Source organism: Tatumella sp. UBA2305 (genome assembly GCF_002345795.1).
GTDB classification, from domain to species: Bacteria; Pseudomonadota; Gammaproteobacteria; order Enterobacterales; family Enterobacteriaceae; genus Tatumella; species Tatumella morbirosei.
This window is the reverse complement of the sequence record NZ_DDVT01000021.1, coordinates 52,844-67,783: the sequence shown is the minus strand read 5'-3', so window position 1 is coordinate 67,783 and position 14,940 is coordinate 52,844. Positions and strand designations below refer to the sequence as shown.

At 52.0% G+C, this 14,940-nt stretch carries 13 protein-coding genes; 9 read left to right on the top strand and 4 right to left on the bottom strand.

Annotation, left to right across the window (positions count from 1 at the left end; translation table 11 throughout):
* Positions 1-50 precede the first annotated feature (50 nt).
* Entirely contained in the window at positions 51-950 is a 900-nt protein-coding gene (locus tag B3Z23_RS14205; protein ID WP_294911284.1) for a GntR family transcriptional regulator, read from the bottom strand.
* Between the two features lie 185 nt (positions 951-1,135).
* Between B3Z23_RS14205 and B3Z23_RS14200 the strand changes: the two genes are divergently transcribed.
* From B3Z23_RS14200 to B3Z23_RS14170, 7 genes are read left to right on the top strand one after another with little or no spacing between them, the layout of a single operon-like run.
* Positions 1,136-1,948: an ABC transporter substrate-binding protein gene (locus B3Z23_RS14200; RefSeq protein ID WP_294911281.1), complete on the top strand. Its 813-nt coding sequence runs from the start codon at positions 1,136-1,138 to the stop codon at positions 1,946-1,948.
* Between the two features lie 27 nt (positions 1,949-1,975).
* Entirely contained in the window at positions 1,976-2,701 is a 726-nt protein-coding gene (locus B3Z23_RS14195; protein ID WP_294911278.1) for an amino acid ABC transporter permease, read from the top strand.
* Positions 2,698-3,444 carry an amino acid ABC transporter ATP-binding protein gene (locus B3Z23_RS14190; RefSeq protein ID WP_038017205.1) on the top strand — a complete coding sequence of 249 codons (747 nt, stop codon included), beginning with the start codon at positions 2,698-2,700 and terminating at the stop codon, positions 3,442-3,444. Before B3Z23_RS14195 ends, B3Z23_RS14190 begins: the two co-directional genes overlap by 4 nt.
* Before the next feature lie 13 nt (positions 3,445-3,457).
* Positions 3,458-4,633, top strand: a complete 1,176-nt coding sequence (locus B3Z23_RS14185; RefSeq protein ID WP_294911275.1) for a M20 family metallopeptidase — start codon at positions 3,458-3,460, stop codon at positions 4,631-4,633.
* Positions 4,630-5,733, top strand: a complete 1,104-nt coding sequence (locus tag B3Z23_RS14180) for a mandelate racemase/muconate lactonizing enzyme family protein (RefSeq protein ID WP_294911272.1) — start codon at positions 4,630-4,632, stop codon at positions 5,731-5,733. Before B3Z23_RS14185 ends, B3Z23_RS14180 begins: the two co-directional genes overlap by 4 nt.
* The gene (locus B3Z23_RS14175) at positions 5,717-6,886 is read left to right on the top strand and encodes a M24 family metallopeptidase (protein ID WP_294911270.1); all 1,170 of its coding nucleotides are present in this window, start codon (positions 5,717-5,719) and stop codon (positions 6,884-6,886) included. The genes B3Z23_RS14180 and B3Z23_RS14175 overlap by 17 nt, the downstream gene beginning before the upstream one ends.
* A gap of 9 nt (positions 6,887-6,895) precedes the next feature.
* Positions 6,896-7,819, top strand: coding sequence for a dihydrodipicolinate synthase family protein (locus B3Z23_RS14170; protein ID WP_294911268.1), 924 nt, complete (start codon positions 6,896-6,898; stop codon positions 7,817-7,819).
* Here the strand turns inward: B3Z23_RS14170 and B3Z23_RS14165 are convergent.
* Positions 7,803-8,897, bottom strand: a complete 1,095-nt coding sequence (locus B3Z23_RS14165; RefSeq protein WP_294911265.1) for a glutamine amidotransferase-related protein — start codon at positions 8,895-8,897, stop codon at positions 7,803-7,805. The genes B3Z23_RS14170 and B3Z23_RS14165 overlap by 17 nt on opposite strands.
* A 69-nt stretch (positions 8,898-8,966) precedes the next feature.
* Here B3Z23_RS14165 and B3Z23_RS14160 point away from each other — a divergent pair, with 69 nt between their 5' ends.
* Complete coding sequence (locus tag B3Z23_RS14160) at positions 8,967-10,175, top strand: pyridoxal phosphate-dependent aminotransferase (RefSeq protein ID WP_294911263.1); 1,209 nt, start codon at positions 8,967-8,969, stop codon at positions 10,173-10,175.
* Positions 10,176-10,244: 69 nt separating this feature from the next.
* On the opposite strand, the gene B3Z23_RS14155 is transcribed toward B3Z23_RS14160, so the two are convergent.
* Positions 10,245-11,102 (bottom strand): PhzF family phenazine biosynthesis protein, encoded by an 858-nt coding sequence (locus tag B3Z23_RS14155; RefSeq protein WP_294911260.1) that lies wholly within the window; start codon positions 11,100-11,102, stop codon positions 10,245-10,247.
* 701 nt (positions 11,103-11,803) lie between these two features.
* Positions 11,804-12,967, bottom strand: coding sequence for an alpha-hydroxy acid oxidase (locus B3Z23_RS14150; RefSeq protein ID WP_294911257.1), 1,164 nt, complete (start codon positions 12,965-12,967; stop codon positions 11,804-11,806).
* A gap of 1,031 nt (positions 12,968-13,998) precedes the next feature.
* Here B3Z23_RS14150 and B3Z23_RS14145 point away from each other — a divergent pair.
* Entirely contained in the window at positions 13,999-14,292 is a 294-nt protein-coding gene (locus B3Z23_RS14145) for an MFS transporter (RefSeq protein WP_294911255.1), read from the top strand.
* The last annotated feature ends 648 nt before the right edge of the window (positions 14,293-14,940 follow it).

The window sequence follows — 14,940 nt, the reverse complement described above, 5'->3', positions numbered from 1 at the left end:
ACTTCTCCTGATTGTATTTTCAGGATCAGTATGTGCAAAATTGATGCCGGTTATGCGTCCGGCTTTGAAAAACTGACCTGGTCAAACGCAAACTGTAGGTGTTTACGCATCAGTTCGGCGGCCAGTTGCGGTTTATGATCACGAAGCGCATCAAGGATCGCGACATGCTCTTCACACCACTCTTTTACGCGACGTTTATTATGGTAGCTGCCGAATTCCAGCAGGCGGCGTAAACGGTTTTGCTGTTGAATCGCCTGTAATACAAACAGGTTACCGCTGGCTTCGGCCAGAATTTCATGGAAAGAAGCATCGGTTTCAAAGATTTCTTTGGCCGGGACCCGGGTAATATCGTCGTGGCCGATTAGCCGCAGATGCTGAGCCCTCAGGCGTTTCAATTGCTGGCGGTCAATTCTCAGCCGTGGTGACAGCAGGGCCGCCGGCTCAATCATCAGCCGGAATCCGTAGCTGTTCTGCAATGCCACATCGGAGTTTATGGTCTGCAGAAATCGCCAGCCATGCCCCGCATTACGGGCTATCAGCCCGTCTTCAGAAAGCATCACCAGCGCCCGCGATAACACCCCGCGATCAGCATCATAGCGCTGGCTGATTTCGGTCTGAGTAAAGGATTCCGGCAGCACTCCGGCAATCCGGTCTCTGACCAGCCGTTCATACAATTCCTGATCATTATTTTTGGTCTGCTCAATGGTCAGACGCTGCAGTTCTTCGATGCTTTTCAGCAGGAAAAACCCCTGATTTGGCCGCGCTTCCACGGCCCCCAGACGAGTCAGCTCCTTGAGTCCCGCCCGGACCGGGCTGCGTGAAACACCCAGCGCATCTGCGAGATGTTGTTCACGCAAATGGTGACCTGGATCGAATCTTGCATCATATATCAGGTCAAGGATTTGCCGGGCTATCCGGCGACTACTGGCAGTTGAGTCAGTCAGTGTCATGGAGCGTGTTCTCTGGAGTGTATTATTGTCGGCTCAATATACAATAATAACTCACCAGGTTGCAGCTAAATAAGCGGTTCAGATGCACGTATTTTGTGCATCCTGCACCACAGGAAAGCATTTTGCTATCCCTTTAATTGTATTTTTTGTGTCAGAAAATCCAATTTAATCACCAGGAGACAAGCATGAACAAATTATCTTTGCGCAAATGGGTGGCCGGAAACCTGTTACTGGCCCTGGCGATCGGGCCACTGGCTGCCGTTGCCGCTGACGAGAGTGTTACCCCGGGGCAATTAACCTATGGTACGGCCGCCACCTTTATGCCGTTTGAATTCGTCAAAAATGGCCAGCTGACCGGGTTTGATATTGACCTGATCACCGCGCTAAGCAAAAAAATCGGTCTGACCCCGGCGCCTCAGCAGATGTCTTTCCAGGGGCTGATTCCGGCGTTGCAGGGCAAACGTCTGGATATGATTAACTCGGCCATGTATGTCAATCCGACGCGTGCCGCACAGGTCGATTTTATTCCTTACCTGAAAATCGGCAGCCGCGTGGTGGTGCGTAAAGGCAACCCATCCGGCATTACCGGTCGCGACCTTTCGCTGTGCGGCAAAAATATCGCCGTCACTCTGGGCGGTATCGAAGAGAGTGAAGCCCGCGAGAATAACACCCAGTGTCTGGCCGCCAAAAAAGCCGCGATTAATGTGATGACCTTCCCGGCGGCCACTGATTCCGCAGTGGCCGTAGCGCAGGGCCGTGCCGATGCAGAGTTTCTGTCTACCCCGGGAACCGTCGCCCTGTTCAGTGAAAAACCCGGCGTGTTTGAGGCCACCGGACCCGAGTTTGAAAACAATACCCAAATCGCTTTCGCCATCCGTAAAGGCGATAACCACACCCGTCAGTTGCTGGAAAAGGGGCTGAAAGAGGTGGTGCAGGACGGGACTTACCACAAGCTGATTACTAAGTGGAACTTCCCGGGCTCCGTCGCCATTTTCTAAACCGAACCCGCACTCCAGGAGAATACTATGTCGATTGATCTGATGTGGCAGTACTTCATCTCACCTGAGTTTTTCAGAGGTGCATGGATGACGCTGTTAATCACCCTTTGTTCACTGCTGTGCGGTGTGGTTATGGGGCTGGTTCTGGCATTGCTGCAGGAAGCTCCGTTTCGTCCCGGAAAATGGCTGGCCTTCTTCTATCTGTGGCTGTTTCGCGGCACTCCGGTGCTGTTTCAGATTATTTTTGTCTATAACGTCCTGCCAGGTTTCGGCATCCGTTTTTCCGCTTTTACCTGTGCGGTGCTGGCGCTTTCTCTGAATGAAGGCGCCTATATGGCGGAAATCCTGCGTTCCGGATTGCAGGCAGTGAAAAGTGGCCAGCGCACTGCTGGTATGGCGCTGGGCATGAACAGCGCGCAGATCATGCGCAAGATTGTGCTGCCACAGGCGGCCAGAATCGTACTGCCACCGATGGGTAACCAGATGATCAGCATGCTGAAGTCCAGCGCGCTGGTGTCGGTGATTGCCGTACAGGACCTGCTGCTGGTGGCAAACCAGGCGGCCAGTGCCAGCTTCCGTTACTTCGAGGCGCTGTGCGCCGCCGGTATCTACTACCTCGTTCTGACCTCATTTTTCATGCTGTTCCAGTCGTGGCTGGAAAGTGTACTGGACCCGAAACTCCGTCGTAAAAAAAACAAAAAGCTGCGCTTAGTGCCGCCAGGCCTGAACAGTGACACCCGGGAGGTACTATGAAACACCCCGATAAACCCCTGCTGGAAATGATCGGCATCGATAAAACCTTTGGCCGCCAGAAAGTGCTGAAAAACTGCTCCCTGACGGTGGAACGTGGCGACACGGTGGTGCTGATTGGCCCTTCCGGCTCCGGAAAATCGACCTTGCTGCGTTGCGTAAATCTGCTGGCCCCGGCCGACAGTGGCGATGTGTTTTTTGGTAACCAGAACATCAGCCGTGGCGAAATTCCGGCCGATAAGCTGCGCCAGCGTATCGGAATGGTGTTTCAGAACTACGAACTGTTCTCCCACCTGACTGCCGCAGAAAACATCATGCTGGCACCGATGACGGTGCTGGGCGTGAACCGGATTGACGCCCGCAAGCAGGCAGAAAATTTGCTGGCGAAGGTGCGGATTAATGAACGCGCTGACCATTTTCCGGATGAACTCTCCGGCGGCCAGCAGCAGCGTGTCGCCATTGCCCGGGCGCTGGCGATGAAACCCGAACTGATGTTGTACGACGAACCCACCTCGGCACTGGACCCGGAAATGATCCGTGAAGTGCTGGATGTGATGGCTGAACTGAGCGCTGAAGGGATGACCAGTATGGTGGTGACCCATGAGATGGGCTTCGCCCGCAGTGCGGCAAATCAGATTCTGTTTATGGAGGAGGGGGAAATTATCGAACGGGCTAATACCCGCGACTTCTTCTCTGGTCAGGTCAGTGATCGCGCCAAACGCTTTCTCGACCAGATTTTACATTAAGAACGGAGCAACTATGAGTACTTATCAGGCTGACAGTGGGCGGATGAAACAGGATTTAGCGGCACTGGTCGCCATTAATACCGAAAATCCGCCGGGCCATGAACGTGAAGCAGCGGAGTGTGTGGCTGGCTGGTTGCGGCAGGCGGGATTCGATCTCTCCTTCAGTGAATATGCGCCGGGCCGGACCAACGTGATCGCGGTACTGAAAAATGGCCCTGGCCCCTGTTTTGCCTTTAATACCCACCTGGACACGGTACCGGCCGGAGAAGGCTGGAGCACCGATCCTTTCACCCTGACCGAAACCGATGGCCGGCTGTATGGTCGCGGTTCCTGTGATGCCAAAGGGCCATTAGTGGCCATGGTCGAGGCCCTGCGAATGCTGGCCGCTGCCCCGCAAACATGGTCCGGAACCCTGATGGGGGTATTCACCGCCGATGAAGAAGCCGCCAGTGAAGGGGCGAAATTCTATGTGAAAGATGCGCCGCCCGCGATCGACTTTGCGGTGATTGGTGAACCCACCTCGAATGCGACCTTTTCGGCGCATAAAGGCAGCCTGCGTCCGAAAGTACGGGTCAACGGGGTGACTGCCCATTCAGGAACGCCTGAACTGGGGGTGAATGCGGTGTATAAGGCCGGACAGCTGTTACAGATGATTGAACAGAGCCACCATCAGGAGGTGCGCTGCCGCTGTCATGCCCTGGTCGGTAATGCCAGCATGACGGTGACCCGTATTCACGGCGGACATGCCGACAATGTGATCCCTGAGAGCTGTGAGCTGATGATTGACCGGCGGATGGTGCCGGGAGAAGACGAAGACCTGGTACGTCAGGAAATTCAACAGTTACTCGACCAGGCCCGTGAACAAAAAGGCATCGAGGCGGAGATTATCGGCTGGCAGCCCACCACCGGTGGCGCGACCGAAACCCACAGCGAAGAAGCGATTGTTCAACACAGTCTGGCGGCCTGCCAGAAACATGGCAACACAGATCCTGGTCCGTACGGCTTCCAGGGCGGGTGTGATTTAGTGCACTTCCGTTCACTGGGGGCCAAAGGGGTGGTGATTGGTCCGGGCGCCCTGGCGGTGGCACATAAGCCGGATGAATTTGTCCCCGTCGATGAGTTTATCGCCGCTGCTTATATCTACCTGGATGTGGCCCTGGCGATGCTGCCTGCGGAGAACGCATCGTGAAAATCCGCTTATGGCGCGGCGAATTGCACTATTCCGGCGTCACGCTCTATACCGCCTCTTCCGGGCCGGTCAGCGGGCTGGACACTCTGTGGCTGACCCTGGAAGACCAGGGCCAGTGCGGGCTGGGGGAAGTGCGCCTGAATATCAGTTATCTGCACGGTTACACCCCGGAACAGGTGATCACTAACCTGCTGCCGGTACTGTCTGACTGGCAGGATCTGCCGGTCGGTCAGGAATTGCTGAGCGCGATCCACGGGCCGGAAAGCCCGCTGCTGGCGCCTGGCCGGATGCTGCTGGATATGGCGGTCCACGATTTTCTGGCCCGCAGCCAACAGCAAACCCTGGCTGAGTTTCTGGGCGGCCCTGCCGGTAACGTGGAATTCAGCACTAACCAGACCCTGTTCTGGGGCAGTGAACAACAACTGTTAACTCAGGCGCATCAGTACGTCAGCCGTGGATTTACTCAGTTAAAACTGCGGGTCGGTATCAGCGATTTTGACACCGATCTGGCGCGTTTAACCCTGCTGCGTGACACCTTCGGTCAACAGATTTCACTGGCGGTGGATGTGAATGGTCAGTGGACATTGCCGCAGGCCCGGCAGGCGTTTGCCAGGCTGCAACCACTGCAACTCAGCTATATCGAACAACCGTTAGCGGCCAGTCAGGACGCTGAACTGCCCGCGCTTCAGGAGTATGGCATTCCGGTGATGCTCGACGAAAGTCTGAACAGCGAAGCGGCGCTGCAACGGCTGGTGGCGGCGGAAGGCCGGCTATGGGGCCATCTGAAGCTGGTCAAACTGGGGGGGATCGCCCCGCTGGTGTCTGCGGCAAGGCAGCTCAAGGCCGCAGGAGTGCCGTTTATGATTGGCCAGATGAACGAGGGGCATGCAGCCACCGCCGCGGCATTGCAGCTCTGTTATCTGCTGCAACCTGCCTTTGCCGAACTCTATGGCGCTGACGGATTAACCGACGATCCCGCCAGCGGATTAACTTATCAACAGGGTCGTATCCGGGCCTCTGACATCCCCGGGCTGGGGGTGCGCTTCGATATGACAACAGCAACCTTACTTCAGGAGTTTAGTGATGCAAAAACCCGGTAATGTGATTCAGGGCAGCGAATCTGCCTTTCAGGCTGAGGAGTATCAGCAACGTATTCGCCTAACCCGTGAGCGGCTCAGCAAGGCCGGTGTTGAGGTGATGATTGTCACCGGGCCGGAAAATATCTTCTGGCTCACCGGTCAGCAGACTCCGGGCTATTACACCTTTCAGGCGCTCATTCTGCCGGTGGAAGGGGATCCGGTATTTGTGATTCGCCAGCTGGAGTATTTCAACTTTATTGCCAACACCTTTATCAGCGATGCCGCGGTATATCAGGATGGTGATAATCCGGTGGAGTTTCTGGTGGAAAAAATCCGTCAGTGCGGCTGGATAAACAAACGTATCGGGCTGGATAAGCGTGGCTGGTTCTTACCGGTTGCAGTGTATGAAGCTCTGCAAAGTCAGCTGGGTGAGATTGCGGATACTGCCGGGGTGATTGAACCGTTGCGGGCGGTGAAATCGGCCGCAGAAATCGAAAAAATTTCGCAGGCTGCCCGTTATGTGGATGAGGGAATGCGGGCTGGTATTAGCGCGATTCGCCAGGGTGCGGACGAAAACGCAGTGGTGTCGGCGATGATGGGCGGCGCGATTGCGGCCGGTTCGGAATATGTTGGCATGGAGCCGCTGATGTCCAGCGGCCCGCGCAGCGGCATTCCTCACGGCACCTGGCGGCGTCGGGTATTGCAGGATAACGACCCGGTATTTCTGGAAATGGCGGCATCCCATGACCGCTACCACGCTGCCTTAATGCGTTCTGCATGGATCGGCAAACCTCCGGCGATTGCCATTGAAATGGAAAAGGTCTGCCAGGAAGCCTTGCAGGCGGCACTGGATGCGATTCGTCCCGGAGCCACCTGTGCCGATCCGCATAATGCCTGTCAGCGGGTGATCGACCGTGCCGGTTTCACCGATAACTTCAAAAAACGTACCGGTTACTCCATCGGGGTGTCGTTTGCGCCTGACTGGGGCGAGGGCGGCATCCTGAGCCTGTACAGCGGCATTACCACAGAACTGCAACCGGGTATGACTTTCCATATTCCGCCTGCGCTGCGTATTTATGGCGAATTTACCGTCGGGGTGAGTGAAACCGTGGTGGTCACCGAAAACGGTTATCGTCAGCTTGCCAGCCTCTCCCGTCCATTAACTTTATTGTAAGGCACAGAAATGAAAGATATTAACGAAAGTCGCGAACGCCTGAAGGGCATTTTCAACATCACGGTGACTCCGTTCACCCCGCAGGGCGAACCTGACTTTAACGCCCTGTGCGAAAACATTGAGCGGGTGATCGGGCTGGGGTATGACGGCATCCTGATCGGTGGCACTTACGGTGAGTTTCCGGTGATGTCACTGGCAGAGCGGCGCGAACTGTTTGTCCGTGTGATGGAATGTGTGCAGGACCGTATCCCGGTCATGCTGTGCAGTGCCAGCTCCGATCCGCGCGATGCCCGTGACCTGACTATCCTGGCCGGTGAGCTGGGCGGGCTGCCGATGGTGACTGCGCCTTACGTCAGCGAAATTACCGATGATCAGATTATCAACTACTTCCGTGAAATGGCACCACTGTCGGTCACCGGTATCCTGGTGTATAACGCGCCGGGTATCGGAATTACGCTCTCTCCGGCGTTGCTGGAGAAACTGGCCGATATCCCGGGTGTGGTGGGCATAAAACAGGGTGATTTAAACCCGACCGCTATCGATCAGATTGCTAACCGTCTGAAAGGGCGTCTGCGCCTGTTCTGTGCCTCGGACCTGGCATTTACCGGTCCAATGATGGCCGGATTCGACGGCATCAGCACCACTAACAGCGGCGCGTTACCGGAATTAATTCTGGCGACTTACCGTGCGCTGGAGCAGGGCGATGCGGCAACCGCCCGCGACCTGCATCAGTTATGGTTCGATTACCGCCAACTGGCACGTCAGCATGGTCAGCCACAGCTGGTGAAAGCGGCGATGGCCCTGCGTGGCTTTAATGGCGGAACGGTCAGGGCACCTCTGCAGCCGGTATCTGCACAGGCTGTCGAGGCACTGACCGGAGTGATGAAAGCTCTGGCCAGTGATCCACGCAGCGGGGTTACCCTTGCCGGTTAACCGCAGCCTGTAAAAACGCGATAAACAGCGGGTGCGGGGCGTCCGGCCGGGACAGTAATTCCGGATGACCCTGCACCCCCTGCCAGAAAGGCGCCAATGCCAGGGCAATGCCTTCGATAATATCGCCACTGGCTGCAGTGATGGTGGCACCAGCCGCCGTCAGCGGACCCGTCAGTGCAGGGTTAAACCGGTAGCGATGGTTGTAATGCATCGGGTAGCTATTGTCAGCAGTGTTGAACGGAAAAATACCGCAGCGATGCCTGCCATCGTCAAAGCGGATAAAACTGTGCAGCGCAGCCTCAGGGTCGACTTCCGCCAGTATGGCCTGCCGGCAATCGTCGGACTGGCGGACCAGTGCGGTGGCCATGCTCTGCATGCCGAGGCACAGTCCGAGCACCGGCAGCGAAGTGTTCAGGGTCGCCTCTGCAATGCGAATCTGCCCGATAACGGCGGCCATCGATGAACCACCCGGCAGAATGATGCCGGACAGCGGAGCTAATTCGCTGAGCTCAGATGACAAACTGTCCGGCGGAACAAAGCGGATATCCGGGGACAGGCCCAGAGCATCGGCGGCGTCACCCAACGCGGCAAGTGTCGCCGGATAGGCCTGACGGTGGTCTTTTTCATGGCCGGCAATGGCGATGGTCAGCGCTGATTCCGCCACTGCGCTCGCAGGCTTTGCATCGTAGCGGCCATAGCGGTCGGCGGATGCTGAGCAATGCAGAGGCGGTTGCGCGCCGTCCAGGCTCAGCTCACCCTGGCGGTAACGGCTGTACAGCCGGGGACCGGGCAATGAAGCAATAAGCGCCTCCTGCGAGGCGGCCAGCACAATCACGGCATCCCGGTCCGGCAGTTGTGCGATATCGGTGACTTCCTGCTGCAAGGTGTTGCTGCGGTACAGACCACTGGTCACGCAATACCCGGCCGAAATCACATGCTGATGGCTGTCGGCAAACGGCTGTTCAAACGCCGGGCGCAGGCTCCACAGCGGCAGGTTTAACTGGTTGGCCCACAGGCTGGCAGTGACGCCAAAGCAGGCCGGGAACGGTGAGTCATCGAGTATGAAGAACGGTAACACGGCATCTATCCTGCTGTAGTTTTGGGAGGATAATTGTATTGTTTGAATCAAATTATACAAAGAGGATTTATGAATACTCATCAGACCGCGCGGAGAATGCAAAGGGTTCGTCCTTCTCCCACCGCCACTATTTCCGACCAGGTCAGGAGTCTGGAGGCCGAAGGCCTGCCAGTGATCAATCTGGGCGAAGGGGAGCTGGATTTTGCCACTCCGCCAGCCATCAGTTATGCCGGTATTGAGGCAATTATCAGCCATCAGACCAAATATACCGCCGTGGCCGGTACCGCCGTGCTGAAACAGGCGATTGCGGCTAAATTTCTCCGCGATAACCAGCTGAATTACCGCCACTCACAGATCATTGCCGGTAGCGGGGCTAAGCAGCTGATTTTTAATGCGCTGCTGGCCACCGTCGATGCGGGACAGCAGGTGATAATTCCGGCCCCTTACTGGGTATCCTATCCCGATATGGTCACGCTGGCGGAAGGTGAGCCGGTGATTGTGCCCTGTGAAGAACAGCACGGCTGGAAGCTACAGCCGGAAACGCTGAAAGCGGCACTGACTCCGCAGACCCGCTGGATCATCCTTAATTCGCCGGGCAACCCAACCGGAGCGGTCTATACCGCAACAGAGTTACAGGCGCTGGCGGCGGTACTGGCTGATTATCCGCAGGTGTTGATTATGGCAGATGATATTTATGAGCCATTACGTTATGACGGCATTGCGTTTAATACCTTTGCCCGGGTGGCACCGGAACTGGCGGACAGAACACTGACGGTCAACGGTGTTTCAAAAAGCCATGCCATGACCGGCTGGCGGCTCGGCTATGCCGCCGGGCCGGAATGGCTGATTGCTGCCATGCAGACGCTACAATCGCAGAGTACCTCTAATCCGTCATCCATTTCTCAGGCTGCTGCGGTAGTGGCACTCAATCAGCCTGCGGATTTTCTGCCTGGCTGGTTAAGTGTTCTGGATAAACACCGCCAGCGGGTACTGCAACTGGCCAGTGATACCGACGGTTTGTCGGCCAGTGCACCACAGGGGGCGTTTTATCTGTTCGTCAATTGCCGTGAATTACTGGGCCGCCGTACCCCGCAGGGGGAGGTGATCTCTGATGATCTGGCGCTGGCGAGCTGGTTGCTGTCTGAGGCACAGGTCGCTGTGATCCACGGTTCGGCGTTCGGTACCCCGGGGTATCTGCGAATTGCTTATGCGGTGGACAGCGCGGTGCTGGAAACGGCCTGCCAGCGTCTGGCTGAGGCGATTTCGCGCCTGAATTGATCAGGCACCGGCCGGGGCAGCCGCGCGACAGAATAGTGTGGCGCTGCGACTCCGGCCGGACTAATGTTGTTACTCCATCAGCCGTGCCTGGCCGGATACGGCAATCGGGCTGCCTGGCTGTTCGGTGATCTTCGCAATAATCCGTGAGCGTATTCCCATATCCTCGCCCTGGATAATCTCAATTTCCCCGTGGTGCGGCCAGCCGATATCCCGCAGATAACCGGCAAAGGCGGCTGAGGCCGCCCCGGTGGCCGGATCTTCATAAACCCCGCCGTAAGCAAACGGATTACGGGTATGAAAGTGTTGCTCGTCCTCTGCCACCACCAGCAGGATAGTGACCCAGCCGTTATCCCTCATCAATACTCCGCCTTCTGCCTGCGAATAATGCATCGCGGCTAACTGACTGCGGTGTTTTAGTGTCAGTATCAGGTGGTCGGCACCGCCGTGAATGCGGGCAGGGGGGATACGCTGATCTAAATCTTCACGGCTATAGCCAAACAGTTGCAGTGCCTGATCCACCAGAGACGGGTCAACCGGCTGACTGTGGGTCGGCGGGGAAAGCAACGTGGCCTGCCAGTTACCGGATTCATCGGGCTGTGCCGAGACCGGAATACTGGTCAGGTTGAGCTGAAACTGATAATCCCCGCCACCATAACGCCTGGCGATGGCGGTAGTGGTCGCAATAGTGGCGTGACCGCAAAACGGCACTTCAGCCTCCGGGGAAAAATAGCGTACCCGCCACAGTTTATGGGTGTCATCGAGCGGTACGGCAAAGGCGGTTTCTGAAAACCCCACACCTGCGGCAATTTTCTGCATCTCTTTATCGGCAGGGAACTGACTTCCCATCCAGACTCCCGCCGGGTTACCGCCTTGTCCGGCATCTGAAAACGCCGCAATATGAACCAGTTCTGACGCAGGGTATTGCATAAGTGCTCCGTAGTTTAAGCAACAGGTGGGGTAAGCTTTACCATAACTGATGTTTGCGGAGATAGCATCAAACGGTCTGGCTGTTAGGGAAAATATCCTGATATGGGTGGCGGCATTATTACAGAGCATGCCAGCGAGGGCAGGAATATCCCGGGCATCTGTGGATACTTTTCTGTAAACCCCGCTCATACAGTTGCCAGCAATAATCTTGCCGCAGGGTGGGGGACGTTCAGTTGCAGCATTCCGGTCGGCGCTGTCTGCAATGAAGTTATGTCGATCAGAGTATCTGTGATATCACTTATGTTCACTATGTTTTTTTTGCTCTTTCCTGCGTTAACTTACCTCATATATTTTCATATAATGCTGACACCAGTCGAGGCGCGATATGATAATATATCATCCAAAGAACGAAAAAAATCTAAGTATCAGACCTGATGTGTTCATAACAAGGTAACTCGCTTGTTGGTTAGGTGAAGATTAAGCGGACAAACGATCAGCAGAACGGGTTAATATGGAGTAAATAGTAAAATAGGTAAATTTCAGAAATGTTATGGTTAATGAATATGAATATTTTTAATGATGGTATATTCTATTAATAATTTAGAACTGGCTGGAGATAACCAGTTCCATACCCGGTGGCGTATAAAATAATTAAACATAAAAAACGTCGGTTTTTATATGAAGAACCTGACAGCTAAATTTCACATTTGATTATCACGTCTGTAAATATTATTCATGCTCACACTTTCAGTTGAAGTCAGCCCCAGCATTCCTAAGTCACGATTGACTTCACTGGCAATAAGCTTTATAGCATGTTCTACCGCATTCTTTCCACCAACGGTGCAAGCGTAATTAAATGGTCTGCCAATAAAACACAACTGTGATCCCATAGCTAACGACTTTATGATGTCAGTCCCCCGCCGAATACCACTGTCAGACATGACAACCATATTATCACTACAGGATTTAATTTTCTGAAGTACGTGAACGGGAGAAACAGCTGTATCCAATTGTCTGCCACCATGATTAGAAACAATGACTCCGTCAACGCCAATTTCACGGCACCTGACAGCATCAGCCTGACTCAAAATACCCTTAATGATCAAAGGACCCTTCCATTGGTTCCTGATTAATTCGATGTGCTGCCATGTGAGATGGCTTCGACCACTAAAATCACGCACTGCAGTATGGGAAAAAAGCGGAGCGCCCCTGGTGGCATTATTGTTTTCAAAGTAAAGTGGGCCAGAGGTCAAAATAGTTTTTATCAATGTCCCCACCAGCCATGAAGGATGCGTTATTCCTTCACAGGCAAGTCTGAAGCTCGGCCTGAATGGCGTTGAGAACCCAGCGCGAATATTATTTTCCCGGTTAGCAGGAAGACATACATCTACGGTGATAACGAGATGCCTGATGTGCGCGTTGTGGACTCTTTTTATAAGGAGCTCAATTTGTTCATTTGTCTTTGGCAAATATGCCTGAAACCAGGTATTTTCATTTGCTTCAGCAATTTCTTCCATGCGGGTAAGCGAAGACCCACTGAGAATAAAAGGAACGTTCTGCGACTTTGCAGCCTCGGCCATTGCCAAATCTCCCTGGTAACCGGAAAGTGCAACGATTCCCATTGGTGCGATACCTACCGGAGATGCATATGTGTGCCCAAATATTTTTGTTTCGGTACTTCTTTTCGAGACATCATTCATAAATTCAGGAATCAATGAAATTTCGCTGAAACTTTTTAGGTTATTTTTAAGTGATATATTATCCTCTACGCCACCCGATACATATGCATATAATGGTTTTGGAAGCTTGCGTTTTGCATAGTTCTCAAAGTCCCTGAGGGAAAGGAATCTCTTTTCTAAATTCATAAGTTTTGCTCAGTATCAACCTAAAGATTAAGATGTCATATTATATGACCTATAGATTAGCGACAAGTGCTCATGTAAGAATGATGGAATAATCTAAAAAAACAAATAATTAATCGTAACAATCTATAGTGTCTGGTAAGTGCATCGTTGGTTAACATTTTATTAACCGTGAATTTTCTGGCACAGGTACTGCTTGTTAATATAGTAGTAACCTCCTTTTAAACCGGATTGTTAACTATTAAGACATATGCACAGTTCTGAGTTTTATAATTACCAGTGAAAAATATCAAAGTCAGCATGGGTAAGTTATACTACCGTTTGTTTTTATTAAGAATAGCCGTTCCTCTTGCGCTTGTCATAGTCTGGTTATAACGTTTTACGCCTTGAACTATAATATTAAATCATGCTCTGATATTATTTTTATTTGAGAGATATATGAGCGATTGATGAAAATATATATTCATCAGGTGGTGAGGGAGTTATCTGTAAATCTGAATTGAAAGTACCAGAGAAAAAATTAATCAATCCAGATTAAAAATGAAGGTTAAGGATCATCAGGCCAAAAAAATTTTGGATGAACCTGAATAACTAAGAAAAATTAGACATTGTGGATGAAGTAAATTCACCGGTGTCGGGCAGGATGATGCAGCACAATTTTTAAAGATCACTAATTTTATTTGATGTTGTCTGTATCGCATAATAAAAGTTGTGATAAATTACCCGTTAGGGTTAATGTGTTTATCTTGTTATTTAAATAATACACGAGGATTGTGAAGCTTTAACTCATGCCAATCATTAATTTATTTCTTCTGTAATGCTAATCTATTCAGATAAATATCAATATTTTCAATTAACTTCTTTAGCGTTCTGTTTATTTTGAATGGATACTATACACCATGAAAAATAATATAAGGATTAATATCAAGAAAAACTAATCAGATTAATAAGACTGTTCTTCCCCTCATTAATCTACGATTATTCCAGCTCCGGTAGATCCATCCGCTATAAAAACTGGCCGGTGAATTATAGACATGACGGTAACTTTAACTATTCTGGCAGTGCTGTTTTCAATACCAGCTTTTGAGGGTAGCGGATGGCTTGCACCTGGATCGCTGGTTTTCTATATCGTTATTTATGCCATTAGTCCGGGTATGCCAGGATTCTTGATTATTTCGGAAATATCACCTCTCCGGGCCAGAGCTAAAGTAACGAGTCTCTCAATTTTTATTATTTTTGCGACAAACCTGGTTATTGCTCTTGTATCGTTGCCAATGTTGAATGAGCCTGGAGTTTCAGCTACATTTTGGCTGTTCTCTGCAATTTGAGTTGTATTTTCAATTTTCAGCTTTTACGTTCCTGAAACAAAAGGAATGAGTCTTGAGGATGTGGAAATGCATTTCAAAGAAAAGCATAGAAAGTAACAGTACTTAATACGTAGATTTGATATCCAAAAAACTCAGAATAATCGCTGAGTTTTTTATTCGATATTCGGTAGATGTTTACCGTGCTATAATAATGTTTCTGCCAGGGCTATAAAGTTATATAAAGTAGTTAATCAATCTTTGTTAATAGAAGGTTGATGGACACTTGTTAAAATGAGTTTCGCGATTGGCGCTTAGTCCTGTCTCCGTTGATCAACATATGCTATTGCCAGCAACTTCCGCTCCAGGCACTGGGCTGCCGGTCAAATCAGCCAGCGGCTGGCCGCCATTTTCAGTTGGAGATGCCCGCGAGAAATACCAACAGGCAGTCAGGTAAAATACCGCCGGGTAGCCAGATTAATTCCCATACTCATGTTTCTCAGGGTAGAAGAAGGTTCCTGAGATTACGCCAAAAATTAACCCGGTCGGTCGCTGCCCGTGACTGCCCTTAGTATATCGTGATTTTAAAATGTAACTCACTGAACTGCTAAGTGTTACTGACCCTGTGTAAATCCCTCCAGAATCTGAAAAAAGTCGGGAAACGGAACAGTT